The 26,740-nt window shown below is 70.2% G+C and carries 27 protein-coding genes and 1 tRNA gene; 17 read left to right on the top strand and 11 right to left on the bottom strand.

What is annotated here, in order from left to right; genetic code table 11:
• The coding region (locus tag ACFQW6_RS19810) for a hypothetical protein (protein WP_378549576.1) at positions 1 to 1,151 on the bottom strand (1,151 nt) is incomplete at its 3' end.
• A gap of 266 nt (positions 1,152 to 1,417) precedes the next feature.
• Here ACFQW6_RS19810 and ACFQW6_RS19805 point away from each other — a divergent pair.
• Entirely contained in the window at positions 1,418 to 2,305 is an 888-nt protein-coding gene (locus ACFQW6_RS19805) for a hypothetical protein (protein WP_378549573.1), read from the top strand.
• 52 nt (positions 2,306 to 2,357) lie between these two features.
• Positions 2,358 to 3,146 carry an isoprenyl transferase gene (locus ACFQW6_RS19800; RefSeq protein ID WP_378549570.1) on the top strand — a complete coding sequence of 263 codons (789 nt, stop codon included), beginning with the start codon at positions 2,358 to 2,360 and terminating at the stop codon, positions 3,144 to 3,146.
• A 10-nt stretch (positions 3,147 to 3,156) separates the two neighbouring features.
• Here the strand turns inward: ACFQW6_RS19800 and ACFQW6_RS19795 are convergent, their stop codons facing one another.
• From ACFQW6_RS19795 to ACFQW6_RS19780, 4 genes are read right to left on the bottom strand one after another with little or no spacing between them, the layout of a single operon-like run.
• On the bottom strand, positions 3,157 to 3,570 hold the full coding sequence (locus ACFQW6_RS19795) for a Fur family transcriptional regulator (protein ID WP_378549567.1): 414 nt from the start codon (positions 3,568 to 3,570) through the stop codon (positions 3,157 to 3,159).
• Positions 3,557 to 4,564 carry a metal ABC transporter permease gene (locus ACFQW6_RS19790; RefSeq protein ID WP_378549564.1) on the bottom strand — a complete coding sequence of 336 codons (1,008 nt, stop codon included), beginning with the start codon at positions 4,562 to 4,564 and terminating at the stop codon, positions 3,557 to 3,559. Before ACFQW6_RS19790 ends, ACFQW6_RS19795 begins: the two co-directional genes overlap by 14 nt.
• Positions 4,561 to 5,349, bottom strand: a complete 789-nt coding sequence (locus tag ACFQW6_RS19785) for a metal ABC transporter ATP-binding protein (protein ID WP_378549561.1) — start codon at positions 5,347 to 5,349, stop codon at positions 4,561 to 4,563. Before ACFQW6_RS19785 ends, ACFQW6_RS19790 begins: the two co-directional genes overlap by 4 nt.
• Positions 5,340 to 6,266 carry a metal ABC transporter substrate-binding protein gene (locus ACFQW6_RS19780; RefSeq protein ID WP_378549558.1) on the bottom strand — a complete coding sequence of 309 codons (927 nt, stop codon included), beginning with the start codon at positions 6,264 to 6,266 and terminating at the stop codon, positions 5,340 to 5,342. The genes ACFQW6_RS19785 and ACFQW6_RS19780 overlap by 10 nt, the downstream gene beginning before the upstream one ends.
• 70 nt (positions 6,267 to 6,336) lie before the next feature.
• On the opposite strand from ACFQW6_RS19780, the gene ACFQW6_RS19775 reads away from it, so the two are divergent.
• The 5 genes from ACFQW6_RS19775 (at position 6,337) to ACFQW6_RS19755 (ending at position 11,324) form a co-directional block, all read left to right on the top strand.
• Positions 6,337 to 6,666, top strand: a complete 330-nt coding sequence (locus ACFQW6_RS19775; RefSeq protein WP_378549555.1) for an antibiotic biosynthesis monooxygenase family protein — start codon at positions 6,337 to 6,339, stop codon at positions 6,664 to 6,666.
• A gap of 63 nt (positions 6,667 to 6,729) precedes the next feature.
• The gene (locus ACFQW6_RS19770; RefSeq protein ID WP_378549552.1) at positions 6,730 to 8,142 is read left to right on the top strand and encodes a glycine--tRNA ligase; all 1,413 of its coding nucleotides are present in this window, start codon (positions 6,730 to 6,732) and stop codon (positions 8,140 to 8,142) included.
• 236 nt (positions 8,143 to 8,378) lie between these two features.
• Positions 8,379 to 8,984, top strand: coding sequence for a hypothetical protein (locus tag ACFQW6_RS19765; RefSeq protein ID WP_378549549.1), 606 nt, complete (start codon positions 8,379 to 8,381; stop codon positions 8,982 to 8,984).
• Positions 8,985 to 9,021: 37 nt separating this feature from the next.
• On the top strand, positions 9,022 to 10,161 hold the full coding sequence (dusB, locus tag ACFQW6_RS19760) for a tRNA dihydrouridine synthase DusB (RefSeq protein WP_378549547.1): 1,140 nt from the start codon (positions 9,022 to 9,024) through the stop codon (positions 10,159 to 10,161).
• Between the two features lie 203 nt (positions 10,162 to 10,364).
• Positions 10,365 to 11,324, top strand: a complete 960-nt coding sequence (locus ACFQW6_RS19755; protein ID WP_378549544.1) for a hypothetical protein — start codon at positions 10,365 to 10,367, stop codon at positions 11,322 to 11,324.
• On the opposite strand, the gene ACFQW6_RS19750 is transcribed toward ACFQW6_RS19755, so the two are convergent.
• Positions 11,325 to 11,801 (bottom strand): DUF5994 family protein, encoded by a 477-nt coding sequence (locus ACFQW6_RS19750; RefSeq protein WP_378549542.1) that lies wholly within the window; start codon positions 11,799 to 11,801, stop codon positions 11,325 to 11,327.
• Between the two features lie 120 nt (positions 11,802 to 11,921).
• Here ACFQW6_RS19750 and ACFQW6_RS19745 point away from each other — a divergent pair, with 120 nt between their 5' ends.
• Positions 11,922 to 13,190: a deoxyguanosinetriphosphate triphosphohydrolase gene (locus ACFQW6_RS19745; protein ID WP_378549539.1), complete on the top strand. Its 1,269-nt coding sequence runs from the start codon at positions 11,922 to 11,924 to the stop codon at positions 13,188 to 13,190.
• A 24-nt stretch (positions 13,191 to 13,214) separates the two neighbouring features.
• Here the strand turns inward: ACFQW6_RS19745 and ACFQW6_RS19740 are convergent, their stop codons facing one another.
• The 3 genes from ACFQW6_RS19740 to ACFQW6_RS19730 form a co-directional block, all read right to left on the bottom strand.
• On the bottom strand, positions 13,215 to 13,547 hold the full coding sequence (locus ACFQW6_RS19740; RefSeq protein WP_378549537.1) for a YtxH domain-containing protein: 333 nt from the start codon (positions 13,545 to 13,547) through the stop codon (positions 13,215 to 13,217).
• Between the two features lie 61 nt (positions 13,548 to 13,608).
• Positions 13,609 to 13,869: a DUF3618 domain-containing protein gene (locus tag ACFQW6_RS19735; RefSeq protein WP_378549535.1), complete on the bottom strand. Its 261-nt coding sequence runs from the start codon at positions 13,867 to 13,869 to the stop codon at positions 13,609 to 13,611.
• A complete protein-coding gene (locus ACFQW6_RS19730; RefSeq protein WP_378549532.1) occupies positions 13,862 to 14,281 on the bottom strand; it encodes a phage holin family protein in 420 nt (139 codons plus the stop codon). The genes ACFQW6_RS19735 and ACFQW6_RS19730 overlap by 8 nt, the downstream gene beginning before the upstream one ends.
• Positions 14,282 to 14,421: 140 nt before the next feature.
• Here ACFQW6_RS19730 and dnaG point away from each other — a divergent pair, with 140 nt between their 5' ends.
• The 4 genes from dnaG (at position 14,422) to ACFQW6_RS19710 (ending at position 18,223) form a co-directional block, all read left to right on the top strand.
• Positions 14,422 to 16,329, top strand: coding sequence for a DNA primase (gene dnaG / locus ACFQW6_RS19725; protein ID WP_378549529.1), 1,908 nt, complete (start codon positions 14,422 to 14,424; stop codon positions 16,327 to 16,329).
• Positions 16,330 to 16,403: 74 nt separating this feature from the next.
• A complete protein-coding gene (locus tag ACFQW6_RS19720) occupies positions 16,404 to 16,841 on the top strand; it encodes a hypothetical protein (protein WP_378549526.1) in 438 nt (145 codons plus the stop codon).
• A 52-nt stretch (positions 16,842 to 16,893) separates the two neighbouring features.
• Positions 16,894 to 16,966: transfer RNA gene (locus tag ACFQW6_RS19715), tRNA-Asn, on the top strand.
• A 936-nt stretch (positions 16,967 to 17,902) separates the two neighbouring features.
• Positions 17,903 to 18,223, top strand: a complete 321-nt coding sequence (locus ACFQW6_RS19710; RefSeq protein WP_378549523.1) for a hypothetical protein — start codon at positions 17,903 to 17,905, stop codon at positions 18,221 to 18,223.
• 175 nt (positions 18,224 to 18,398) lie between these two features.
• On the opposite strand, the gene ACFQW6_RS19705 is transcribed toward ACFQW6_RS19710, so the two are convergent.
• Positions 18,399 to 18,605, bottom strand: coding sequence for a hypothetical protein (locus ACFQW6_RS19705; protein ID WP_378549520.1), 207 nt, complete (start codon positions 18,603 to 18,605; stop codon positions 18,399 to 18,401).
• A gap of 1,216 nt (positions 18,606 to 19,821) precedes the next feature.
• Between ACFQW6_RS19705 and ACFQW6_RS19700 the strand changes: the two genes are divergently transcribed.
• The 4 genes from ACFQW6_RS19700 to ACFQW6_RS19685 all read left to right on the top strand — a co-directional run bounded on the left by ACFQW6_RS19700 (position 19,822) and on the right by ACFQW6_RS19685 (position 24,632).
• Positions 19,822 to 20,445 carry a hypothetical protein gene (locus ACFQW6_RS19700; RefSeq protein ID WP_378549517.1) on the top strand — a complete coding sequence of 208 codons (624 nt, stop codon included), beginning with the start codon at positions 19,822 to 19,824 and terminating at the stop codon, positions 20,443 to 20,445.
• An 836-nt stretch (positions 20,446 to 21,281) separates the two neighbouring features.
• Positions 21,282 to 24,032 (top strand): MobF family relaxase, encoded by a 2,751-nt coding sequence (gene mobF, locus ACFQW6_RS19695; RefSeq protein WP_378549514.1) that lies wholly within the window; start codon positions 21,282 to 21,284, stop codon positions 24,030 to 24,032.
• A gap of 170 nt (positions 24,033 to 24,202) precedes the next feature.
• Entirely contained in the window at positions 24,203 to 24,442 is a 240-nt protein-coding gene (locus tag ACFQW6_RS19690) for a hypothetical protein (protein WP_378549511.1), read from the top strand.
• Positions 24,435 to 24,632 carry a helix-turn-helix domain-containing protein gene (locus ACFQW6_RS19685; RefSeq protein WP_378549509.1) on the top strand — a complete coding sequence of 66 codons (198 nt, stop codon included), beginning with the start codon at positions 24,435 to 24,437 and terminating at the stop codon, positions 24,630 to 24,632. Before ACFQW6_RS19690 ends, ACFQW6_RS19685 begins: the two co-directional genes overlap by 8 nt.
• Positions 24,633 to 24,733: 101 nt before the next feature.
• On the opposite strand, the gene ACFQW6_RS19680 is transcribed toward ACFQW6_RS19685, so the two are convergent.
• Complete coding sequence (locus ACFQW6_RS19680; RefSeq protein WP_378549506.1) at positions 24,734 to 25,198, bottom strand: hypothetical protein; 465 nt, start codon at positions 25,196 to 25,198, stop codon at positions 24,734 to 24,736.
• A gap of 301 nt (positions 25,199 to 25,499) precedes the next feature.
• Between ACFQW6_RS19680 and ACFQW6_RS19675 the strand changes: the two genes are divergently transcribed.
• On the top strand, positions 25,500 to 26,738 hold the full coding sequence (locus tag ACFQW6_RS19675) for an IS110 family transposase (protein ID WP_378549503.1): 1,239 nt from the start codon (positions 25,500 to 25,502) through the stop codon (positions 26,736 to 26,738).
• Positions 26,739 to 26,740: the final 2 nt, after the last annotated feature.

The following is a 26,740-nucleotide window of genomic DNA, read 5'->3' as shown; positions in this document are numbered from 1 at the left end:
TGGTGAACTTCCTCATCACAACTCCTCAGGTGAGGTGTTGCGTCACTACCTAGAACTCGCCTGCGAGTTCTCAGAATCACCTGCTCGCGGATCCGGTCGGGCACCTCGTACGCCGGTGTCGACAGGGTGGCGTTGAGGTCGACGACGGGCTTGATGGTGACCTTGGTGCGGGAGTCGCCACACCAGTCGCGGACCCGGTCGAGGAGGACGAGGCGCTGACCCTCCTCCATCCGCCCGGTCGGGCCGAAAACGGTGGTCAGCCCATCGGCTGTGGCGTCGAAGTGCGCGTGCAGCACGACTTCGCGTGCCGCGGGCAGGTGTTGACGATCGGCTTCGGCTCCAGCCAGCTCGAGCGCGGTCTGGGTACGCGCCAGCTCGCCGAGAGCGGCGGCGCGACGAGCGCCGAGCGGGGCCGTCGACCCGAGGGCCTTCAGGCTCGCGGCGCGGTGGGCGAGAGCGCGGTCGACGTCAAGGGCGTCCGCGATGTCGAGCTCGGCCTCCATGCGCATGGTGCCCGCGTAGTGCACGTCGTCGGCGTGCAGAGTGGCGTGGCGTGGGTCGACGTGGAGGTAGCCGTCCTCCGGATCCTGGGTCGGATCTGTCGCGGCGAGGTCGAACCTCTTGATCGTCTCGGCGACCAGCCGGTCCAGTTGTGCCGCACCGATCCGGCCGGCGACCGCGGCGACCTGGGCGTCGACGAACGCCGCTGCCTCGCGGGTGAGTGCTGGGGTGGTGTGGATGGTGACCTCGGCGACCGTGCGGGCCCGCCACGCCGGGACCCGCCCGGCCTGGACCTGCGCCCACAGTCGGGGGAGGCGGTGCCGCAGTTCCAGGGCGTGACCGACGAGCTTCTTCGCAGCCGTCGTCGAGATTCTGAGCACGGTCCCGAGCTCGGCCAGGCAGAACTCCGCGACCAGCGGCGCACCCACGCCCGCGATGGGTGCCTCGTGCTCACACCCCGGCACGGCGAACGTCGCAGCCGAGTGGATCGACTCCGGCGGGTGGAGGTCCGCCCACCGAGCCGCCACCACCAGAAGATCGGCGGCTGCCCGGTCCTCGGCTGCCTTCCGATCCCGCGCCAGCGCGAGCAATTCGCGAGCGGTGAGGTCGTCGACCTCACCTGCTCTCGGTCCTGCCAGCGTCTCGATCATGCGTTCGATTCTACCGGCGGCCACCGACACCGGCTTCGAGTGACCGACTCGCACACCGACCCCGGTCCGCCTCTGATGGGTGGACCGCGTCGCTCGTCGCGCTGGTGACGGCGCCGTACGGCACCCCCAAACTGATGAAGTTCCCGGTCCGCGACCGGAAAGTCGCACCTGCCGCGTATCCGTGAGGCACGGAGCCTCGTTGGCCTGGTACGAGCCTGGCTGCCCGATCCGGTCCAGGCGAGTCGGCTGTCCCGGAGGCGATCACCATGACGACGAACCAGACGGACTCACCCGTCGTACGAGCCTGGCTGGGGCGCGCAGCTGCCCTCGCGGGAGCCACGCTCCTGATGTCGTTGTCCGCCGGTCCCGGGGCGCACGCAGACGATGGACTCCTCGGTGACGTCACCGAGGTGGCGGGAGCGGTGACCCAGCCGGTCGCGGAGCCCGTGGCCCAGACAGTCCAGTCAGCCGTCCCGCAACCCGTGCAACAGGTCGTCGAGCCAGCCGTCTCGCAGGTCATGCAGCCGGTGGTGTCCCACGCCGAGCAGACGGTCGAGGCGACGGTGAAGAGCACTGAGCAGACGGTCGAGGCGGCGGTGAAGGACGCCGAGCAGGCGGTGCAACCGGTGTCCGAGGTCATCAAGCCGGAGGTGCGTCGAGCCGAGGAACCGGTCGAGCAGCCTCAGGCACAGCCACAGACGGCCGACCGCGTCGTCAGGTCGGCCCCGGCCCCTGCCGCGTCGCAGGAGGCTGTCACTGGTGATGCAACCAGCAGCCACGTCGACGACGAGTCGGGCCACAAGGGCGCCAAGCCCGTCAGTGCGGCAACTCGCGAACCGGGCAACAAGCGGCGCTCCTCAGCGGCCACTCTCCGCGAGCACGTCACCGACCAGGCCCCCCGAGGGACGACGGGGACCGTGGCCCCCCAGCAGTCCGACGAGCGCGAGGACCTGAGTGCGGAGGCGTTGTGGAACCTGACGAACGCACTCATGCACATGTGGGCCGGTGACAACACACCCGGCTCCGTCGACGCCGGCGTCCCGGGTGACGGGACCGGCGCGCGGGCGCAAGGGACGTCCAGCATGGGAGGGCGGTTGCTGGGGCTGCTGATGGTCTGCCTGTCGCTGGCCGTGGGACGGCGGCTGCTCGCGTGACTCCTCGCGCAGCAGACATCGGCCACGACGCGCCGCGACTACTCTGGCGGGCGTGAAGCGACAGGTGAAGCCGCCGACCCCGCACCCGAGCGGCGCGACGCCGCCGCAGGTCCCGCGCGACCTCGTGCCCGAGCACGTCGCGATCATCATGGACGGCAACGGCCGCTGGGCGAAGGAGCGCGGGCTGCCCCGCACCAAGGGGCACGAGCAGGGCGAGCACACGCTGTTCGACGTCGTCGAGGGCGCGATCGAGATCGGGGTGAAGGCCATCTCGGCCTATGCGTTCTCCACCGAGAACTGGTCACGCTCGCCCGACGAGGTGCGCTTCCTGATGGGCTTCAACCGCGACGTGATCCGCCGTCGTCGCGACGAGATGCACGACCTGGGCGTACGCGTGCGCTGGGCCGGCCGCGCTCCTCGGCTGTGGAGGTCGGTCATCAAGGAGCTCCAGGTCGCCGAGGAGATGACGAAGGACAACGACGTCCTCACGCTCACGATGTGCGTCAACTACGGCGGCCGGGCCGAGCTCGCCGACGCCGCCCGCGCCATCGGCCGCGAGGTCGCCGCCGGGCGCCTCAACCCGGACAAGATCGACGAGCGCGTCTTCGCCCGCCACCTCTACGTCCCCGAGCTGCCGGACGCCGACCTGGTCTGGCGCACCTCGGGGGAGCAGCGGCTGTCCAACTACATGCTGTGGCAGGCGGCCTACAGCGAGATGGTCTTCACCGACGTGCTGTGGCCCGACGTCGACCGACGGCACCTGTGGTCGGCCGTCGAGACGTACGCCAGCCGCGACCGCCGCTACGGCGGCGCGATCCCCAACACTCCGTCCGCCGGTTGAGGAGGGGTCGTCACGAGACCCGGCAGGCCGGGCAGGTCCCGAAGATCTCCAGCGTGTGGCTGATGTCGGCGTAGCCGTGCTCGGTCGCGATCGCGCTCGTCCACCGCTCGACGGCAGGCCCCTCCACCTCCACGGTCGCCCCGCACGTGCGGCACACGAGGTGGTGGTGGTGCGTGTCGGAGCAGCTGCGCCAGATGGCCTCGCCGTCCTCGTTGCGCAGCATGTCGACCTCGCCGGCGTCGGCGAGCGTCGCCAGCGTGCGGTAGACGGTCGCGAGGCCGACCGACTCGCCCTGCTGCGAGATGAGGTCGTGGATCTCCTGCGCGCTGCGGAAGTCGTCGAAGCCGGCCAGCGCGGCGGCGACCGCGCGGCGCTGGCGGGTCGGCCGGACGGAGGGACGCGAGGTCGGGTCAGTGCTCGTCATAGTGCTCTCCGTGTACGGCGTGCCGGTGGCCGTCGTGGACGTAGTCGACGTGGTCCGCGTGCGGCACCGCCGGGTGGCCGCAGTCCGTGCCGTGCTCGTGGGGGTGCTCGTCGGTGACGGTGTGCGTGGCCACCTCGACGCTCGGGAACGGCGAGAGCATCCGGCGTCGCCTGCGCAGCCACACGCCGATGGGCCAGGTGGAGGCGAACATCGCGAGGGCGAGCAGCACGATCGTCGGGCCCGGCGCCACGGTGGCCCGGAACGACAGGGCCGCGCTGAGCAGCAAGCCCCCGAGGGCGGCGAGGACGCCGACGACCATCGCTCCCGTGATCGTCGTACGGAACGAGCGGGCGAGCTGCTGGGCGGTCGCGACCGGCACCACCATCAACGCGGACACGAGCAGCAGGCCGACCGTGCGCATCGCGACAGTGACGGTCACGGCGGCCAGCACGGCGATCAGCAGGTTGTAGAGGCGCACGCGCAGCCCGGCGACCCGGGCGAAGTCGGGGTCGCTGGAGACCGCGAAGAGCTGGGGGAGCAGGCCGAGCGTGGTCACGAGCAGCACCACGGTCAGGCCGAACGTGAACCACACGTCACCGGCCGTGATGCTGGTGAGCGACCCGAAGAGGTACTCCTGGAGCTGTGCCGCTCCCTGTCCGGCGAGGCCGGTGATCAGCACGCCGCCGGCGAGACCGCCGTAGAAGAGCAGGGCCAGCGCGACGTCTCCGTTGGTGTGGCCCCGTTCGCGGATGACCTCGATCAGGACGGCACCGAGGACCGCGACGACGACGGCGGTCCACGTCGGCGAGGTGTTGGTGAGCAGGCCGATCGCGACACCGGTGACGGCGACGTGCCCGATGCCGTCACCGAGCAGGGCGAGGCGGCGCTGCACGAGGAAGGTGCCGATCGCCGGCGCGGCCAGGCCTGTCAGCAGTGCGGCGAGGAGGGCGCGCTGCATGAACGGCAGCGAGAAGAGATCCACGAAGTCGCTCATCGTCCGCCTCCCAGCTCGTCGAGGGGCGATCCCACGTGCGGGACGTGGTCGTGCGTCGCGGCCAGCGGGTGGTGGTGCCCGTGGGCGTCCTCCTCGTCGAGCGCAGGCCCGTCGTAGGCGATCCGGCCGTCGCGCATCACGACCGCGCGGTCGATCAGCGGCGCCATCGGGCCGAGCTCGTGGGCGACCAGCACGATGGTGGCGCCGCCCGCCTTGAACGTGGCGAGCGCGTCGGCGAGGGCGCGCTGGTTGCCGAGGTCGACGCCGGCGGTGGGCTCGTCGAGGACCAGCAGGTCGGGCTCCCCGGCCAGTGCGCGAGCGATCAGGACGCGCTGCTGCTGCCCGCCGCTCAGCTGGGACACGCCCAGGCCCGATCGCTCGGACAGCCCGACGACGTCGATCGCGTGGGCGATCGCCCGTCGGTCCTCGCGGGAGAGCGGCACGAAGGGACGCCGGCGGCTGATGCGCCCGGACGCGACGACCTCCCAGACGGTCGCGGGCACGCCGCTGCCCGCGGAGGCGCGCTGCGGCACGAAGCCGACCCGCTTCCAGTCGCGGAACTCGGCGTACGGCGTGCCGAAGAGCGAGACGCCGCCACCCGTCACCGGCAGCAGGCCGGTGATCGCGCGCACGAGGGTCGACTTGCCGGAGCCGTTGGCGCCCATCAGCGCCAGGAGCTCGCCGGACCGGACGGTGAGGTCGATCCCGCGCAGGATCGGGCGGCCGCCGATCGCGACCGACCCCTCGCGGACCTCGACCGGAGGTGCTCCGGGACTCACTGGCATCCGTTGGCCTTCCGGAGCGCGTCGAGGTTCTGGCCCATGAGGGAAAGGTAGTCGTCGTCGGACGTCTCGTCCGAGAGGCCTTCGACCGGGTCGAGCACCGCGGTCTCGAGGTCGAGGTCGCCGGCGAGCGAGTCGGCCATCTTGCTGCTCGCGAGGCGCTCGGAGAAGACGGTGGTGATGCCGTCCTCGGTGATCAGCCGCTGGAGCCGGGCCAGGTCGGCCGGCGTGGGCTCGGCGTCGGGGGAGAGGCCGGCGATCGCCTCGAACTGCAGGCCGTAGCGGGCGAGGTAGGAGAACGCCTCGTGGCTGACGACGGTCGTCGTGCGCTCGCACCGCGCCAGGCCGTCGACGTACTCCTGGTCCAGGGCCTCCAGCTCCTCGCGCAGCTGCGCAGCGTTGTCGTCGTACGCCGCTGCGCCGTCGGGGTCGAGCTCGACCAGCCGGTCGGCCACGGCGTCGCCGAGGTCGGCCATCAGCAAGGGGTCCTGCCAGAAGTGGGGGTCGAGGTCGCCGTGGTCGTGACCCGCCTCGTCGTGCTCGTGCTCGTGCTCGGAGGCGGGCATGAGCTCGACCGCGTCTGCCGCGTCGACGACCTCGGCCTCCGCCGCGTTGGTCTCGACGGTCTCGTCGACCGCAGGCTGGAAGTCGTGCTGGAGCACGATCAGGTCGGCCTCCGCGAGGGTCGCGGTCTGCTTGATGTCGAGCGAGAGGTCGTGCGGCTCGGTGCCCGGCCCGGTGAGGTTGGTGACCTCCCAGCCGTCGCCCGCCACCCGATCGGTCACCCAGGCCAACGGGTAGAACGCGGCGACGGCCGAGCGACCGTTCCCGGCGCTGTCGTCGGACCCGCCGCAGCCGGCAAGGAGAGCGGCCGAGGCGAGGGCGGTGGCGAGGGCGAGCGATCGGCTGGCGGACAACATGAGAACGATTCTCACGCGGATTGAGAACCGTTGTCAAACCAGGTGGACCACCCGGCCGTAGGGTGGCCCCGTGCTCGTCGTGACCCGCCTCCGCGCCCCCGGCTCCGACGAGGTGGCAGGCGACGACCTGCGTCGCGGCCTGCTGCAGGCCCTCGGCATCCTGGCCGCCAAGCCCGGGTGGGTCGGCGGGGACGTCGGCCGCAACGTCGACGACCCGACCCTCTGGGTGCTGACCACCCGCTGGGAGAACGTCGGTTCCTACCGGCGCGCGCTGGGGTCGTACGAGGGCAAGATGCACATCCAGCCGCTGATGGTCCACGCGCTCGACGAGCCCAGCGCCTACGAGGTGGTCGAGGAGGGGACCGACCTCAACGAGGCGCACCCCCGCTCGATAGGCTGACCGCTCGTTTCTCCGAGCCGGCAGCCAGCCGGCCCGACCTGCCCACACCTGAGGACCTGCACCGTGGCCAAGCCCGCCCCCACCGCCCTGGACAACGTCGTCTCCCTCGCCAAGCGCCGAGGTTTCGTCTACCCCTGCGGCGAGATCTACGGCGGTACGAAGTCGGCCTGGGACTACGGCCCGCTCGGCGTGGAGCTCAAGGAGAACATCAAGCGCCAGTGGTGGAAGTTCATGGTGACGCGGCGCGACGACGTCGTCGGCCTCGACTCCAGCGTCATCCTGCCCACCCGCACGTGGGAGGCCTCCGGCCACCTCAGCACCTTCAGCGATCCGCTCGTCGAGTGCCAGTCGTGCCACAAGCGCTTCCGCGAGGACCACCTCCAGGAGGACTACGCGGCCAAGAAGGGCAGCCCCGACAGGCCGATCGACCCCGACACCGTCGACATCAACGAGTCGGTCGCCTGCCCCAACTGCGGCACCCGAAACGCGTGGACCGCGCCGCGCAACTTCAACATGATGCTCAAGACCTACCTCGGCGTGATCGAGGACGAGTCCGGCCTGCACTACCTGCGGCCCGAGACCGCGCAGGGCATCTTCCTCAACTTCGCCAACGTCGTGACCTCGAGCCGCCAGAAGCCGCCGTTCGGCATCGCCCAGATGGGCAAGAGCTTCCGCAACGAGATCACTCCCGGCAACTTCATCTTCCGCACGCGCGAGTTCGAGCAGATGGAGATGGAGTTCTTCGTCAAGCCCGGCGAGGACGACGAGTGGTTCCGCTACTGGATCGAGCAGCGCACCCAGTGGTACGTCGACCTCGGCATCAACCCCGACAACCTGCGCCACTACCAGCACCCGCAGGAGAAGCTGTCGCACTACTCCAAGGGCACGACCGACATCGAGTACCGCTTCGGGTTCTCCGGCCGTGACTTCGAGGAGCTCGAGGGCATCGCCAACCGCACCGACTTCGACCTCAAGCAGCACAGCGAGTTCTCCGGCAAGGACCTGTCCTACTACGACCAGGCCGCCGACGAGCGCTACCTGCCCTACGTCATCGAGCCGGCCGCCGGCCTCACCCGCTCGCTGATGGCGTTCCTCATCGACGCCTACACCGAGGACGAGGCCCCCAACACCAAGGGCGGCGTCGACAAGCGCGTCGTGCTCAAGCTCGACCCGCGCCTCGCGCCGGTCAAGGTCGCCGTCCTGCCGCTCAGCCGCAACGCCGACCTCTCGCCCAAGGCCAAGGCGCTCGCCGCCGAGCTGCGCGAGAACTGGAACGTCGACTTCGACGACTCCGGCGCCATCGGCCGCCGCTACCGCCGCCAGGACGAGATCGGTACGCCGTTCTGCGTGACGGTCGACTTCGAGACCCTCGACGACGACGCGGTCACCGTGCGCGAGCGCGACACGATGCACCAGGAGCGGGTCAGCCTCGACGGGATCAGCGCCTACTTCGCCCAGAAGCTGCTCGGCTGCTGAGCTGTGGGCGCTCGCTCCGCTCGCGCGTGCTCGGCTCCGTGCTTGACGGCGCTCGCTCCGCTCGCGCGTGCTCGGCGCCCTTCAAGACGTCGTCTTCCCTCCTCGCTCCCAAGCTGTCTCGCTGCGCTCGTCGCGCTTGCTCGCTCGTCAGTCCAGACGACGTCGGGCGCCGAGCGCGAGGGTTGGGGCGCTCGTTCCAATGGCGTCCGATCCGCTGGGGCGTGGATGATGTCGCCATGCTGCGCACCCCGGTCCTGGCGACGCTCCTCGCGCTGTCGCTGACCGGGTGCAGCGATCCCGAGCCGAACGCGGATGAGGAGCTGAGCCCCGCGGCCACGACCGCTGTCGACGACGGGACCGAGCCCGGGACCCGGCTGGAGCACGGCGACACCGCCACGCTCGTGTGGCATCCCACGACAGCGCTCACCGGCGCGCTCGACCTGACGGTGGAGGCCGTGCAGGAGCGGCGGGCCTCCGTCTTCGACGGCTGGTCGGTCGGCGACTCGATGCAGGAGGCTCGCCCCTACTTCGTCAGCGTGGCGCTCACCAACGTCGGTGGGAGCGACCTCGCCGGGCAGGCCGTCCCGCTCTACCTCCGCGACGACCAGGGGCGACTGGGTGCGCCCTGGACGGTGGGTGGGGACTTCACCGCCTGCCAGAGCGGGCCCCTGCCGGAGCCGTTCGAGGCCGGCGCGAGCACCGAGATGTGCCTGGTCTACCTCGCGCCCGATGGTGCTCACATCACGGACATGGTCTTCGAACCCGCCGAGGGCTACGACCCCATCACCTGGACCGGCGACGTCATGGGACCGCCCAAGGTCCGCCTGCGCTCCGGACGCTGATTTGGGTCGAATCTGTCGAGCACTCGACAATGGGGAGATGACCGTCGTGCCCGACTCCCTGACCCTGGGCTCGCTGCGCGTCGACACCCCCGTCGTGCTCGCGCCGATGGCCGGCATCACCAACGCCGCCTACCGCCGCCTCTGCGCCGAGCAGGGCGCCGGGCTCTACGTCTCGGAGATGATCACCAGCCGCGGCCTCGTCGAGGGCGACGAGGTCACGAGGAAGATGCTGACCTTCGACGACCTCGAGACCGTGCGCTCGGTGCAGCTCTACGGCACCGACCCCGTCTACATCGGCAAGGCGGTGGAGATCCTCTGCGCCGAGCACGGCGTCGCGCACGTCGACCTCAACTTCGGCTGCCCCGTGCCCAAGGTGACGCGCAAGGGCGGCGGGGGAGCGCTGCCGTGGAAGCGCGGTCTCCTCGCCGAGGTCCTCGAGCACGCGGTGGCCGCCGCGACGCCGTACGACGTCCCGGTGACGATGAAGACCCGCAAGGGCCTCGACGACGACCACCTGACCTACCTCGACGCGGGCCGCATCGCCCAGGAGAGCGGCGTCGCCGCGATCGCCCTGCACGGGCGCACGGTGCAGCAGGCCTACTCCGGCGAGGCCGACTGGGACGCCATCGCCGCGCTGGTGGACCACGTCGACATCCCCGTCCTCGGCAACGGCGACATCTGGGAGGCCGCGGACGCCGTCCGGATGGTCGAGCAGACGGGCGCCGCGGGCGTCGTCGTCGGCCGCGGCTGCCTCGGTCGCCCGTGGCTCTTCCGCGATCTGGCCGCGGCCTTCCACGGCGAGGACGTCGCCACGCTCCCGGTGCTCGGCGAGGTCAAGGCGATGATGCGCCGCCACGCCGAGCTGCTGTCCGAGCACATGGGGGAGGAGCGGGGCTGCAAGGAGTTCCGCAAGCACATCACCTGGTACCTCAAGGGCTTCCCCGCCGGCGGTGAGCTGCGCCACCAGCTGGCCCTCGTCGACTCCCTCGCGTCCCTCGACGCGCTGCTCGCAGGGCTCGACGACGCCGCGCCGTTCCCCGAGCGCGAGCTCGGCACCCCGCGCGGACGACAGGGGGCCCCACGGAAGAAGGTCGTGCTCCCTGACGGGTGGCTGGACGACACCGACGGGCGCGGCGCGCACCTGCGCGAGGATGTCGACGAGACCACCGGGGGCTGATCCCGGCAGTCGCGGCGTCGTACGCACCGATCCCGCCACGGTGAGCCGGAACACGCTGGAATTTACCGTGGAAGATTGGGACAGGCCGAGTTTCCTGTGCTTCACTCGATGATCGCGTCGACGTGGGCATGAGTTCTTCCCCCGTTTCCGGGCTCGTGGATCGGCGCAACGTCCCCCGTCAGCAAGTGCAAAGGATCAGCGCTGTGGCTCAGCATCGCCACAAGCGGGAAGCCCCTGCTACCACCCCCCGTCCGTCTCGGATCCCCCGTTCCGTCCTCGTCTCCGCACCGCTCGCCGTCGTGGCGACGCTGTCCGCGGTGACCATGGGCGTCCTCGCCGCCGAGCCGGCGACCAACGACAACCTGCTTGCCTCGTCCGGCACCTCCCAGCCGGCCGCCGGATCAGCCGCCGGCACCGTCGAGGACACCATGCTGCGTCGGCGCAGCGAGACGACCACCGTCTCCCGCTCGCAGATCCGCGCCGCCGCGAAGGCCGAGGCCGCCGCCCGCAAGAAGATCGCCGCGGCACGCGAGGAACGCAGCGTGAACAGGAAGGCCCGCCAGCTCGCCGAGAAGCTGGACGACGTCGTGTGGACCACCGAGGCCCTCAACCTCTGGGACGGCCCGTCGGAGAAGTCCGAGAAGCACGGCGTCATCGGCGCCCTCAAGCGGGTGTCGGTGACCGGCCGGGAGCAGGCCGGCCGCACCCAGGTCGTCATCGACGGCCAGTCCCGCTGGGTCACCTCCGACTACCTCAGCCAGGACAAGCCGAAGCCCGAGACCGTGGAGGCCAAGGCGCCCGCCGGGCCGAGCCTGGGCGGCGTCTGCGCCAACGGCTCGTCCATCGACGCCGGCCGTGCCTCGCTCTACGAGATCCACGACGTCGTGTGCGCCAACTGGCCCGAGATCACGTCCTACGGCACGTGGCGCAGTGACGGTGAGCACGGCCAGGGCCGCGCGATCGACATCATGGTGAGCGGTGACACCGGCTGGGACATCGCCGAGTTCCTGCGCGCCAACTACGCCGCGCTGGGCATCGAGTACATCATCTACTCCCAGCAGATGTGGTCGGTGGAGCGCAGCGGCGAGGGCTGGCGCGGGATGTCCGACCGGGGGTCGACGACCGCCAACCACTACGACCACGTGCACGTCACGGTCTACTGATCAGGTCCAGTGGTCCCGCGGGTCCACGTCGGGGCTGTCGGTGACCGTGCGGAGCAGCTCGCGGGCCGTGTGGGCGTTGCCCGCCGTCGCCGCCGCCAGCAGGGCCTCCTCGCCCTGGTAGTCGGTGAGCCCCGGCGGCACGACCAGCAGGCGGAGGAGGGTCCTGTTCGACGTCGTCAGGTGCGCCACGTGGGCGTCGCCCGTCGAGAACGAGCTGACCCGCACCATGCCGCGGGCGACCTGGACCGTGCGGGGCCGCGTTCCCCAGTCCGCCGGAGAGACCCTGACCTGGGTGATCCGACCCAGGTCGGCCGGGAACTGGGCGACCAGCTCGCCGAGCTCGCGGCCGAGGTCGCGGCTCCGTGGCCACCAGCCGCCGTCCAGCGAGTTGCTGCCGAGGTGCGTGGCGAGCCTGAGCCGGGTCGGTGTGTCGTGAAGGCGCTCGCGGGGGTGCTCAGATCTGTCCGACGTCGTCATGACGTCCGCCTCTCGACCGGGAAGGCCTGCCTCATGGCAGCCGGTTCACCGGTCCTTCGTCGTCAGCGTACGCCGGGTGCCGCCCGCGACGTCAGCGGGCGTCGCTAGGCTGACCGGCCGATGAGCATCGAGGACCCGTACGACGACTCGGCGCGCGAGCGCATCGTCGGCGAGCCGCCCAAGCGGGTGGAGGCGCCGGTGCGCCTGGCGTTCGAGCGCGACCGGGCGCGCGTCGTGCACGCGGCGGCGTCGCGCCGGCTGGCGGCCAAGACGCAGGTCGTCGGTCCCCAGACCGATGACTTCGTCCGCAACCGGCTCACGCACAGCCTCGAGGTGGCACAGGTGGCCCGCGACCTGGCGCGCGCGATCGGCACGCACCCCGACATCACCGAGACCGCAGCCCTCGCGCACGACCTCGGGCACCCGCCCTTCGGCCACAACGGTGAGCGGGTGCTCGCCGAGCTCAGCGCCGACTGCGGAGGCTTCGAGGGCAACGCCCAGACCCTGCGCCTGCTGACCCGGCTGGAGTCGAAGACCTTCGACGCCGACGGCCGCTCGGTCGGGCTCAACCTGACCCGCGCGACCCTCGACGCCTGCACGAAGTACCCCTGGGTCCGGGCCGAGGCGACCGGACCCCACGGGGTCCACGCCGACGGCACGCCGCGAGTCGTCGTGAAGTTCGGCGTCTACGACGACGACCGCACCGTCTTCGACTGGGTGCGCTCAGGCGTCGAGGGCCGCCGGCGCTGCCTCGAGGCCCAGGTGATGGACCTCGCCGACGACGTCGCCTACTCCGTGCACGACGTCGAGGACGGCATCGTGGCCGGTCGCCTGGACCTCACCCGGCTCGACCGTGACGCGCTCTGGGAGACCGTCCGCTCGTGGTACCTGCCCGGGATCGACGACGCCGCCCTCGACGTGGCGCTGGCGGACCTGCGGGCCGTCGGCAGCTGGCCCCGGTCGTCGTACGACGGGAGCAGGCGCAGCCTCGCCGCGATCAAGAACCTCACCAGCGACCTCATCGGCCGCTTCTGCGGCAGCGTGCAGCAGGCGACCTTCGCCGCGACGGCGGGGGAGCCGCCGGTGCGGCACCGCGCCGACCTCGTGGTCCCCGAGGCCACCGAGGTCGAGATCGGCGTGCTCAAGGGGATCGCGTCCCTCTACGTCATGCAGGCCGACGACCGGGTCGCGCTGATGCGACGCCAACGCCAGCTCGTCGCCGAGCTCGTCGAGGGACTGTGGGCGCGCGGGGTCGACGCCCTCGACCCGGTCTTCGTCGAGGACTGGGAGCAGGCAGGCGACGACGCCGGCCGGCGACGCGTGGTCATCGACCAGGTCGCGTCACTGACCGACGCCAGCGCCGTGGCGCGGCACGCTGCGCTCGGCTAGTCGCGAGCGCAGCGTGCGCATGCCTCAGGGCAGGTTGCCCTGGGGGTAGGGGTCGTCCTGTCGCGCGGTGCTGTCGGGGTGCAGCTGCTCCTCGAGGTCGGAGCGGTGCTCGCCGCTGCCGCTGCCCGACGGGGTCACCTTGTCGGCGGCCGTGCTGGCGGCCGAGGCGACCTTGTCCTTCACCACCGGGGCCTTGTCCTTGGCGAGGTCGGCGGCCTGGTGCGCCTTCTCCTGGACCCGCGGGTCCTCCTTGACGCGGGTGGCCGCCTTCTTGATCTGTTCGTAGCGCTCCCGGCCGGCACGGGTGCCGAGCACGTAGCCGACACCTCCGGCGACGAGCAGCATGAGCTTCTTCATGGGGTCTCCCTTCCCTGGTTGGCTTCTGTGCGAGATTCGGTGTGTTGCCCCGCTGTCGTGCTCAGCGGTTTCCGCGGCGCCGCCACAGCAGCAGCACCACGGCCATCGCCACGAGCGAGCCGGCGGCCGCGATCACCTCGGTGCGAGGCTTGCCGGTGTCGGTCGTGGCGGCGTCCTTGAGCGAGGCCACCCGCTGCTGCGCCTGCGACTTCACGTCGAGCTTGGCGGCGAGCTGGTCGACGGTCCCGGCCAGCTGCTCGCGCTGGAGCGCGATCTCGGCCTCGAGCTGCTCGGGCGTCCTCTCCGGCGTCTGGTCACTCATGGTGGTCTCCCTTGACCGTCGCGATGTCGTCCTTCAGCCCCTGGATCGCCCGCTCGGGGGCGGGAGGTCCGGCCTCGGCGACCTTGTTCCTCCCGATCAGACCGGCCACGGCGGCGACGGCGAGCAGGACCAGCGCCACGATGAGCGCGGCCAGCCAGGCGTCGACCACCAGCGTGAGGGCCAGGATGGCGGTGGCGACGAGCGACCCGAACGCGAAGAACGCGAGCAGGCCGGCGACGCTGAACATGCCGATCCCGACACCCGCGCGCTTGCCCTTCTGGGCGACCTCCGCCTGCGCGAGGCGCATCTCCGAGCGGATGAGCTCGGGGACCTGCTGGGTGAGCTGGTGGACGAGCGCGCCGAGGGTCTGGTCCGGGGTCTGACGCTCTGGCGCTCCGTGCTGAGCGGTCATGCTTCGACCCTCCCAGACCCGCCGACGGGGCACCAGCGACGCACGCCCCAAGGGGTGGCCGGGGGCGAGGATCTTGGGCACCGGCACTGGTTGTGGAGACTGCGCCGTGCTCGTGGGAGGGCGCCCGTAGACTCCCCGGCGTGGCAGGCCGGATTCGCGACGACGACATCGCCGAGGTGCGCGAGAAGGCGCGGATCGACGACGTGGTGTCGGGCTACGTCACGCTCAAGCGCGCCGGCGGCGGGTCGCTCAAGGGCCTGTGCCCCTTCCACGACGAGAAGACGCCGTCGTTCAACGTCAACCCGGCCCGCCAGTTCTTCCACTGCTTCGGCTGCGGCGAGGGCGGTGACGTCATCTCCTTCCTGATGAAGGTCGACGGGCTCACCTTCACCGAGTCCGTCGAGCGGCTCGCCGACAAGTTCGGCGTCCAGCTGCGTCGCGAGGACGGCGACGACGAGCCCGTACGACCGCGCGGACCGGCCCGCGGTCGACTGATCGAGGCGCACAAGGTCGCCCAACAGTTCTACGCCGAGCAGCTGGCCGGCCCCGACGCCGTGGTCGCGCGCCAGTTCCTGCACGAGCGCGGGTTCGACCAGTCCGCGGCCGCGACCTTCGGGGTGGGTTTCGCGCCCCGCGACGGCGAGGCGCTGGTGCGCCACCTGCGCGGTCGGCGGTTCAGCGACGAGGAGTCGGTCGCCGCCGGCCTCGTCGCGCTGGGTCGCTCCCACTACGACCGCTTCCGCGGCCGCCTGGTGTGGCCGATCCGCGAGGCCAACGGCGACACGATCGGCTTCGGCGCCCGCCGGATCTTCGACGACGACCGGATCGAGGCCAAGTACCTCAACACCTCCGAGACCGCGATCTACAAGAAGAGCCAGGTGCTCTACGGCATCGACCTGGCCCGCACCGCGATGAAGGACAGCCAGCAGGCCGTCGTCGTCGAGGGCTACACCGACGTGATGGCCTGCCACCTCGCCGGCGTCAAGACCGCGGTCGCCTCGTGCGGCACGGCCTTCGGCCAGGACCACGCGCGGGTGCTGCGCCGCTTCCTCGGCGACCACGACACCACCAGCGGCGAGGTGATCTTCACCTTCGACGGCGACTCGGCCGGGCAGAAGGCGGCCATGAAGGTGCTCGACAGCGACCAGGTGTTCGCCTCCCAGACCTACGTCGCCGTCGCGCCCGAGGGGATGGACCCCTGCGACCTGCGGCTCAAGGAGGGCGACGAGGCCGTGCGCGAGCTGGTCGCCAGCCGTCAGCCGCTCTACCGCTTCGCGCTCGACAACGTCCTCACCCGCTACGACCTCGACCGCGCCGACGGCCGCGTCGACGCGCTGCGCGACGCCGCCGGGCTGGTGGCCGGCATCCGTGACAAGACCAAGGTCGAGAGCTTCTCCCGCGAGCTCGCGCACATGGTCGGCGTCGACCTCGACCAGGTGCGCGCGGAGGTGCGTCGGGCGGCCGACCGCCCCGCTTCCTCCCCCAAGGACGAGCGTCGTCCGGTCCGCGGCCGCGACGCCCCGCAGGCGCCCGAGCCGGTACGTCCGTCCCTGCCCAGCCTGTCCGACCCCCGGTTCCTGATCGAGCGTGAGCTGCTCAAGCTCGTCATCCAGCACCCTGCCGGGGTGGGCCGCACGACCGCCCACGTGACCACGGGCGACTTCACCCACCCGACGTTCCAGGGCGTGTGGGAGGCAGTGACCGCGGCCGGCGGGCCCGTCGCCGGCGTCGACGACGCGGGATGGGCCGCCAAGGTGCGGGGGTCCGCCACCGAGCCGGCGGTCGTCGCTGCGGTGACCGAGCTCGCGGTCGAGCCGGTCCGCGGCACGGCCGATCCGAACCCGACGTTCGCCGTCGCCTACGTCTACCGACTCCAGGAGCTCACCACGTCCCGTCGCATCGCCGACGTCAAGGCCCGCCTCCAGCGCACCAACCCCGTCGACCAGGCGCTCGACTACAACCGGATGTTCGGCGAGCTGGTGATGCTGGAGCAGCACCGCCGCAAGCTGCGCGAGGGTGCCGTGGGCCAGCCGGGAGGTCAGTCCTGATGGTGCCCGTCAGCTGGCGGCGGCGTTCGCTCGTCCCCTCCGTGGCGGTGCCGCGCGGCGAGAAGGTCCTCGCCATGACCACCGCGACCGACGGTGCGGTCCTCGCCGGCACCCGTGACGCGTTCTACGTCGTCCGGGACGGCGGGACCCGGCGCGTTCCGTGGGAGCAGGTGGAGGCGGCCAACTGGGACCGCGACACCGACACGTTCCGGCTCTCCGAGGTCGGCAGCTGGGGCGAGCAGCGGCCCGTGCACACCGCCACGCTCACCGACCCGGGGCGGCTGCTCGAGCTGGTCCGCGAGCGGGTCACCGCGAGCGTCGTCCTGCAGCGGCACGTGACCCTCGGCAGACGCCGCGGCCTGCGGGTGATCGCGCGCCGAGCACCGTCCGGTGCGGGTGCTGTCCAGTGGGTCTACGAGTACGACGAGGGCGTCGACCCCGACGACCCGGAGGTCCGTGCCGCGGCCCACGAGGCGCTCGAGCTGGCCCGCCGTGACGTCGGCCTGCCCTGATTTCCCCCGCGGTGTCGGGGCTTGCTAAGGTTTCGCCTCGCTGCACAAGCGATCCCCTGTAGCTCAACTGGCAGAGCATTCGGCTGTTAACCGGAGGGTTGTTGGTTCGAGTCCAACCGGGGGAGCGACAGCAAACGGCCCGTGACCTGCGGAAACGCAGATCACGGGCCGTTCTGCACTTCCGTGCATCGGCTATGCATCGTTCAACCTCCTTGCTGCTGCATCGAGACGTCGGATTGACTCGGTCAGCGCCTCCCGTCGGTTCGTGCTCGCGACGCCGCCAAGCAGCTCTGCGCACGCCTCATGGCTGCCATCGACCGCGACTCGTCCCCTCGCCTAGCACGCCCTCACCGCCAGCCGCAGCGACCAGGCCGTCGGCGGAGGTCCGGCTGCGGTTAGCAGGAACCGGATCGTCGCCAAGGCGGAATTCACTGTCGAGCGGCCCACCCTTCTCGGTCGTGGACGGAATGCCCGATCGAGGTCGAGGCGCACCGCCGGCTGCTGCACGAGGCCCCAAGCTCGCCGAGGTCACGGTCCACGTGAGCCCGGCCGTCGCGGCCGGTGACGAGCCCCACGCCCGGGCTCGCTCACCATCATGGCCACGCATAGCGCGGCCTCGAACGCCCCTGCCGCCGGTCTGGCAGCGCTCCGTCACCCACGTAAGGGCAGGCAGTTCCTCGGCTCGCAAGCGCAAGGCGAGCAAAGCAGGCAAGACGACGAGGTATAAGGGACCCCAGTGACCGGTACCTACTAGGTGGATCGGCGACTGCGTCTCGTCGCGCGATTCAAGGCCTGCTAGCCCGCACGGGAGCTTTTCCGGGCTAGCAGGCCACGCGACGCCAAGTCCGTCAAACCCGTGCCTGCGATGGCCATCGCGATCGGCCCGCCCGTCCCAATCGATTCGCACGGCGCTGTCCGTGTCCTCCCTCGTCCCGGGCGAATCTGGTCCAAGCCCGTGCCCGCGCCTATCGACCATCGTGAGCGACCGGGTCAGGGCAAGCTGGACGGTGAGGGTGAGTGCCAGGAGCCGTTCGACGCCTTTGGCGACTAACGTTTGTCGAATGACGGATCTCAGCGCCGCGCGAGCGGCAGCCCACATCTACTTGGATGCGGTCACTGCGTATGACAACGATTCCGGTGACGATGGCGCGAACGTGGCGGCGATGAACGTCGCCTTTCAGCGGCTCGCGGACGCGGGGGCAATAGCGGTTAGGGTCGAAGCCCGTACGGGCGTGCGGTCGGTGGTGGACGTCACGCCACTCATGGCTGGTGTCGTCGTGTCGATGAAGTGGTTGGTCGCCCGGGCGACAAGCCATGGACGGGTCAGCGAGGAGGAGGTTGTTGCCGATTTGCGCGCCTTCCTCGATGAGGCCCTCGTCTGACAGCGACCTGCCCGCGATCCGGAGGGGGATACGCGGGCAAGGTGCGAGGCGAGCGAGATCCGCAGCAGGTGATGTTCCGGTGGAATGTCGAACCCACGGCGGCACGCGTCGCGGTCAGCGTAGGTCGCGGTGCCCTTCCCAGCAACTGCCGTTGTCAGACATGCCCTGACCGATGTCAGTCCCTGCGGTGCTCCCGCTTGAGAAGGCTCCTACGTGTGAGCCAGACGACGAGAGCGGAGACGACCGCGACTGTCGACGCGCTGCAGTAAGACGCGAAAACATTGGCCGTGCCCTGCGTGACAAGCAGGAAGAGCGAGCCCACAGCCATGGCGAGGAACGCCCACGCCACGACTTGCACGACGAACTCGATCAGGTACCACACCCGAACATTGTGGCCCTCAGATACCAACGCGAGCGCGAGCGCTGACTGCCCGTCCCGTCCGGGGAGCGTTGGGTTCGCGGGTCCGCGAAGTGGCTGATCCGAAGTGTTGACGCGCGGGCGGCCAGTCTCGCCAGCCCCCCAGGCCCGGCGAGACCTCGACCCCAACCCCACAGGGTCCGGTCACCCTAAGCACGGGCCGTTGTGGTGGCCAAGCGTCGGCTCGCAAATCCACCGCTGAGGGTGAGGTAGGGCGCACGCGGGCGCGGCATGGGAACCAGATCGCAATTGCGGCGAGCAGAAGCCGGACGTGATGCTGCCGATGTGGCCGCTTCTTCTCAAATGCGCGGGCACGAGGCGGTCTGTTAGCTGTTCGCGAGCGCCGCCCAACCAGCCCCCAAGCGGCAAGGATTCTCGTGAACGCTAGTCGAGCGTAGGCTCAACCGTTAGGCCCCGGTCGCCAGTTCCCCCGTTGGTGGCCGGGGACCCCTCGCGTCCTGTGGCCCGCAGGAATAGCGGCCAACTGGGGCCATTTGATCACCGGGCGGCCCGACTGCTTGAGCCACGCGGCGTTGACCATCAGATCTCCAGTCGTCACGGTCCCCACCACCTATGCAGTTGTCCCCTGTTCGACTGCCAGACGCTGGAGCCTCCTAGCGAGCTCGGCCAGGACCTGTACCGAGGGTTGCTTGTCGGTCATCCATCGAATGTAGGGGCCGCGCCCGCGGGTGTCAGCGGCTTCGGTGTATTTCCCGGGCGGAATGGCGCCCCGTCGTGCCAGCCCCGAGGTGGCGGCGGCACGGCTGCGGGCCGGCGGGCCGTGCATCGTCACCGGTATGGCGGCCCGCGTGGAGGTCTCACTCTGCTTGACATCCACCTCGCTTTCGGCGGCACGAAGCATGCGGGTCAGAGCCCCGACAAGGCCGCCCGCTTGCTCATCGTCGTAGCCGGTCCGGTGTCGTCCATCGAGGGGGCCTTGACCCACACACGGTCGAGTTCGAGCCTTGTGGCAGAGCGTTGCCCAGGCGCTCACTGACTGGGGAGGTCCCATGCGTCGAACTCTGGCCGCTGCTGCGGCTGCCGCACTCACACTGGTTCTAGTACCCGGCCCGGCCGACGCCATCGTTGGCGGACAACCGGACGGCGACGCACATCCGTACGCCGGCCTGATCCTCGTGCCCGGCGAGGGCGTGTGCTCCGGCACGCTATCGACGAGGACGTGGTCCTCACGGCGGGACACTGCACTGACTTCTTCGATCAGGAGGGTTTTGAGACGGTCCTGGTGACCTTTGACTCCGAGGCCGCGGTCGACCCGGAGACTTGGCTACCCATCGAGGGCGAGGGCACGTGGTACGAGGCCAGCAGCTGGGAGACCCACCCCGACTACGTCGAGGCCGACTGGCCGTTCACCTACGACTACGGCGTGATCCTCCTCGAGGACGACGTTGTGGGCATCGAGCCGGCGAACCTCCCGACGCCAGGGTTGATCGACGAGCTGGTGGGAACCGCCGGCCAGACCGGCTATCGGTTCCTGGACGTCGGTTACGGCGTCAGCACCATCGAGCGAGGCGGAGGCACACCGGTATCGACGCTCGACTTCGTCCGCAAGGTAGCTTCCAGCGTTTCCGACCCGGGCAAGGTTCCGTCGGCGCTCTCGACCCGTTGTGGTTCATCCTTGGGAACGTGCCGTCCTCCCAGCACGGCTCCGGCTGCGGTGGAGACTCAGGCTCGGCGATATTCCCCGACGCCGAGGGCGAGCTCGGTGACACGATCGTCGCGGTGCACACCGGCGGATACAACCTCGGGTTCGAGGGTGAAATCTGCGGTCGCATCACGTCCCTGAATCACCGGGTGGACGATCCCGACGTCTTGGCCTGGATCAGCCAGTTCATCGACTGAACGAGGGGCGGCCGGAGGAGTCTGCGCGAACGTTGCAACAACTCCGGCCGCCAGCCGCGCAGCGCCCCGAACGGATCAGCGTCACCCTGCTGCGACCACCTACGTGGCACGGGCAGGGCGCCAGGATCTCCGCGCGCCCAGACGTCGGCCGCGCACTGGCGTCACGTGGGTGTCGATCGGACGAGGAGGAGCACGGGAGCACGAGGTGGGACAGGTCATCGCCAACGCGTCGATGTCGCTGGACGGCTACATCCGAAGGACGACAACACGATCGCTCGGCTCTTCGACTTGTTGCAGAACGGAGCCATCGAGGTACCCACCGCCGCCGAAAGCATCACGCTCCAGTTGAGCCAGCCAAGCGCGGAGTACATGCGGCGGTGGGTCGAGGGGCTCGGCGCCTTGGTGTGCGGGCGGACGTTGTTTGACTTCACCGATGGTTGGGGCGGCAGGCACACGATGGACGTACCACCCGGGCGATCTCTTCCACGCGCTGTCACGGCCTACCGAAGCAATCTCTGCCGTCCAGCTGCTCGAGGACCTCGTCGCGTCTCCAGGGACGACCCTCCGAGCCCTGTCGCCCTACCTCGACTGACGACTGTTGACGAGGACGAACGAGTCGTGAACGCGTCGTTCCCAAGAGCCGCAGGAACGCTTCAATACTGAGCGGCACGCATGCTACGAAGGTCCGTAGATCGGTCCGCCCCTCGGGGCGGGCCGAGCGTCATTTCAAGGCTAGATGACGAGTGCTGACGGGCGGTGACGAGACCGCTGCATGGTGGGGTGAAGTTCTACCGCGGCGCAGCGTCCGCCGCGCGCTCGTACGTGGAGACGGACCGCTCACGGGTCGACGACTACTACCTCGCCGAGGGCACCGGGGTGGCCGAGCGCTACGTCGCCACGACTCTCCCGGAGGTGGGGGGACGCGGTGTTTCCGCAGTTCAGCACGGGGGGACGATGGATGGGGACGCCTACGAGCGGTGGGTCGCCGGCTACAACGTCGAGACTGGGACGCCGAAGGGTCGACTGCGTGACGACGCACATGCGTTGCGGTTCGTCGAGGTCGTTGTCAATGGGCCGAAGTCCTGGTCGCTCGCCGCCGCGCTCCACCCCGATGTCGCGACGGCGTACGACGCGGCGATGGATCGGGCGGCTGGTGAGGTGATCGGGTGGGTGGCCGAGCACGCCACCACCCGCGTCGGTCCCCGTGGTCGGCAGGTGCAGGTCCCGGTGGAGGAGCTCGAGGCGGCCGTCGTGCGTCACTACACCTCCCGGGCCGGGGACCCTCACCGCCATCTTCACGTGCAGATCAACGCCCGCGTCTTCGCGCGTGGGGCGTGGCGAGGGCTGCACTCGGTCGGGGTTGTCGACAGCATCGAGGCGCTCAACGGGTTCGGGCACGCGGCCGTGATGTGCGATCCCGAGTTCCGGGCCGCTCTCGCTGCCCGTGGCTACACGCTCGACGACGACGGCGAGATCGAGCAGCTCGCGCCGTACGCCGGCGGGTTCAGCCAGCGCGCTGCACAGATCAACCGCAACGTCGACCGGTACGAAGCCGCATGGCGAGCCGAGCACCCCGGCCAGGAGCCGGGACCGCGACTGCGGCGTACCTGGGACAGACGCGCGTGGGCCGACGCGCGGCCCGACAAGGTCGTGCCTCGCAGCGGCGCCGACCTCGTCGTGGCATGGAACAACGAACTACGCGACCTCGGCTTCACCCCACCGATCACGTCTCCGACCAATCCGGCGACCGAGCCGGGTCTTCAGATCGGCCGGCTGAACCGCGACGTGGCCGCCGACCTCGTGCTTGCCCGGCTCGGCGCCAGGCGTTCGGCGTGGAACACCGCCGACATCCGTGGCGAGGTCGAACGCCTGATCGCCGCCGTCGGCGTGGTCGCCGAACGCCCCGTCCGTCACGAGCTGGTCGAAGACATCGCCGAGCGTGCCCGGACACGGTGCGTGCCGTTGCTGGACCGAGGGGACGTCCCTGAGCACGTCCGCAGCCTGACGTCCGACCACGTGCTCGCCGTCGAAGCCGACCTGGTCAAGACCCTCGCCGCGCGCGCTTCGCAACCTGTGACGACTGCGGGCCGGCTCCGCGGCAGCCGGCACCTCGACCCAGCGCAGCAACGAGTCGTCGCGGCGCTGGCCGGCGGCGCTGGTCTGCTCGTGATCGAGGGCGCCGCCGGAACGGGCAAGACCGCGACCCTGGCCGCGGCACGCGCCGTACTCGACGCATCGGAGCGCCGGCTCGTGGTCGTCACCCCCACACTCAAGGCCGCCCACGCTGCGCGGCAGGAGGTCGGCGCCGACGCGTTCTCCGCCGCCTGGTTGGTCCGCCAACACGGTTACCGCTGGGACGAGGACGGCCACTGGTCCGACACTGACCCTGGACCGTACGCGGCACCTGAGGCCCGCGCGCGTCTGCTTCCGGGCGACGTCCTGCTCGTCGACGAGGCCGGCATGCTCGATCAGGACACCGCCCGCGCGCTGTTCGCGATCGCCGACCGAGCGCACGCCACCGTCGCACTCCTCGGCGACCGCCACCAGTTGCCGGCGGTCGGTCGAGGCGGCGTCCTGGACCTTGCCGCACGCTGGGTGCGACCCGCGGCCCACCACGAGCTCGAGTCGGTCCACCGGTTCAGCGATCCCGCGTACGCCGACCTCAGCCTGTCCATGCGCACTGGTGAGCAGGCTGGTGAGGTCTTCGACGCCCTCCTCGAGCGCGGGCAGGTCGTCCTGCATGCCAGCGAGGTCGAACGCACCGCAGCTCTGGCCGCCATCAGCGTCAACTGTGCCCGTGACGGGGCTGATGACGGTGACCAGCTGATCATCGCCGACACCCGCGACCAGGTCGGTGCGCTCAACGCAGCCATCCGCGACCGCCGTAACGGTGCCGGCGTACCTCTTGGTGAGCATACTGGTGAGCGGTCGGATGAGCGGTCTGATGAACCCGTCACGCGTCGTGGTGAGCGGATCGGTCTCGGTGACCGGGTCGCCACGCGACGCAACGACCGCGATCTGGGGGTCGCCAATCGTGACATCTGGACGGTGGCCGGGACCGGCGAGGACGGCAGCCTGCTCGTTATCGGCCGCGCCGGCCAACGTGTCCTTCCCGCCGACTACGTCCGCGAGCACGTTGAGCTTGCCTTCACGACCACCGCCTACGGAGCCCAGGGCGAGACCGTCGGCTCGGCCCACTTCGTGCTCGGGGAGACGACCGGCGCCGCCTCCGCGTACGTCGGCATGACCCGAGGCCGTCACCACAACACTGCCCACCTCGTCGCCGAGTCCGTCGACGACGCTCGCCGCCAATGGGTCGACGTCTTCAGCCGTGACCGTGCCGACCTCGGGCCACGACACGCCGCCCAGCGGGCGGCGGACGACATCGACCGGTACGGACCGAACGCGCCGTCGCGGCGGTCGCCGGCCGCCGCAATGCAGGCTGCGGCGTTGCGGGAGGGCGCTGAGCGTCGGCCGGTCCCTCAGCCGGTCCCGACCTCCCCGCCGACGCCGCGCGGGATCGGCCGCTGACCGACTCCCTGGCGTCGAGTGATCGCCCGGAAGGACCTGCACGGCATAGGTGACCAGGAGAGGCTCCGGTCTTGACGGGAACGGTCACAGGCGTCCGAACCGCTGGGCGCGAGGTTGCTTCTCCAGATGGGTTGCCGAATCCGTCGGCGGCCACGACGAGAGGAGACGTGATGGTGACACCGATCGGCATCCCGAACGAGTGGGACGACAACAACCTGCTCCTGTTCGAGGAGTTCTGCGACCTCATTCGAACACCGCAGCGCACCGTCCGCGACTGGCGCCAGCGTGGCGTCGGCCCACGCTGGACCCGGTTCCAGGGCGTCGGCCGGCTCTACATCACCGTCGCCGAAGCGCGACGGTTCCTCGCCTCGGCCACCGTCAGCCGGGAGGGGGTGCGTTCCGATGACTGAGCGACGCGCCATTCCCGTCTACCTCAGCCTCGAGGAAGCAGCCGACTGCATGTCGGTCTCGGTCAAGACGATCCGGCGGTGGATCTCATCCGGCACCCTCCCCGGATATCGCTGTGGCAAGCGGGCCATCCGGGTCAAGCTCGAGGACTTGGTGGCCGCCCCTCGGCAGATCCCCGTGGCGAGAATCTAGGTCCGTCGGGCCACAGTCAGGCGGGGCATGTCGACGGCGGATCGGCTGTGGCGACATCCGCACATGCCGATGACCGGATGGTGCCGTTCGTCGGCATGGCGCTAACCCCATGCAGGCTCTTGATCGAAGACGTCGAGTCCAATGGGGAAGCCGTCTTGAGGCTGGACGGCGACCCAGTGGGTTGCCTCGTCAAGCGGCACTGTGACGCTGCGCGGGCGACCCTGATCCGTGTTGACGGTGAGCCCTACCGATTCGCCCGGGAGCCGGAACGCGTGTGAGTAGACCGGCGAATGGCTGCACTCGTCGGCGACAGCAGGTGTACGCACGTCAAGCGCTACGTCGCGGTCGAAGTGGACCGTGACGCGAGTGGGCTCGCGAGTGGTGCTACTCAGATCCAGCACCAGGTTTGCTTCCGCTTCGGGCACCGAGGCGATTTCCGACTCGCTCACCACCTCAGCGGTGACGTTGCGGAAGTCGCACGGGTCGGTACGTGCGGGGGCGTTGGATGAATCGGCGCATCCAGCCACCAACAGCGTCACCGCTGTCAGCGCGGCCAAGGACTTCACGTTCATGAGTATGGCGGCCGATGAGGACGGGTGCTCGGCATACGCAGACGTCCGGATCTAATGGCTTCTGCCGGTCTGTTTCGGCAGGCTGGTTCCGGTAGCGGCCGGCGGGTCAGCACTCTCCGAATCTGATCGCTTTGCAGGTCTCGCGGCAGACCGTGCGCCCGTTGGTCGTGAGGAGGCGAAACCGCTGCTGGGATGTCGTGCCCCGTCGCCGATGGTGAGCACTTGGACCATTAGATCGCTGGCTGTCCTCCTCCGCGCTGCTGACCATTGGTGAGGCGAGTAGGAAGGCGAGGCGATGCTCTTCATCGGAGATGACTGGGCCGAGGATCACCACGACGTCGAGCTGGTCGACGACGAAGGACAGGTGTTGGCGCGTAGACGGTTGCCCGAGGGGATCGGGGGCATCGCCGGGCTGCATGCGCTGATCGCCGATCACCTGCCCGAAGACTGGATCGAGCTGGAACCCGAACAGGTGCAGTCGCTGGTCAAGGTCGGCATCGAGACCGACCGAGGACCCTGGGTGGCGGCCCTGGTCGCGGCGGGATACGAGGTCTTCGCGATCAACCCGCTGTCGGTGGCCCGGTACCGCGAGCGCCACTCCACCTCGGGCGCGAAGTCCGATGCCGGCGACGCGCACGTGCTGGCCGAGATCGTCCGCGTCGACCGGGCCCATCACCGGCCGCTGGCCGGCGATTCCCAGGAAGCCGAGGCGATCAAGCTCGTCGCGCGCACCCACCAGAGCCTGATCTGGGAACGCAGCCGCCACGTCCTGCGGCTGCGGGCGGCGTTGCGGGACTTCTTCCCCGCCGCGCTGGAGGCGTTCGACGATCTCGATGCCCCCGACGCGCTCGAGCTGCTGGCGGCCGCGCCCGATCCCGGCCGGGCGGGCCGGCTGAACCGCCGCCGGATCATCCCTGCGCTGAAGAGAGCTCATCGACGCAACGTCGAGGCCAGGGCCACCGAGCTGCTCCGGGTCTTCGGTGCCGAGCAGCTGCGCCGCTCAGCACCGGTCGAGGCGGCCTACGCGGCGGTCGTGGCCAGCCAGGCCGCCATCATCGCGACGCTCAACACCCAGGTCGAGCAGATGGCGGCGGTGGTGGACGCGCATTTTGGTCGACACCCGGACGCTGAGATCTACACCAGCCAACCCGGCCTCGGTGTGGTCCTCGCCGCCCGGGTCCTCGGCGAGTTCGGCGACGACCCGCACCGCTACACCGACGCCAAGGCCCGCAAGAACTACGCCGGCACCTCACCAATCACCCGAGCCTCGGGCAAGAAGAAGATCGTCCTGGCCCGCTACGCCCGAAACCGCCGACTCGGCGACGCCGTGCAGCAATGGGCGTTCTGCTCGCTGCGCGGATCACCCGGCGCCAGGGCGTACTACAAGCAGCTCCGCGCTAAGAACGTCGGCCACCAAGCCGCACTACGCCAGCTCGCCAACCGACTCGTCGGGATCCTCCACGGCTGCCTCAAGACCCACACCCCCTACGACGAACACACTGCCTGGAACCACCACCTCAGCAATGCCGCTTGACA

The organism is Nocardioides sp. GCM10028917, assembly GCF_042666175.1.
GTDB lineage: Bacteria > Actinomycetota > Actinomycetes > Propionibacteriales > Nocardioidaceae > Nocardioides.
The sequence above is the reverse complement of the archived record's forward strand: the minus strand, read 5'-3'. Positions and strand labels throughout refer to the sequence as shown.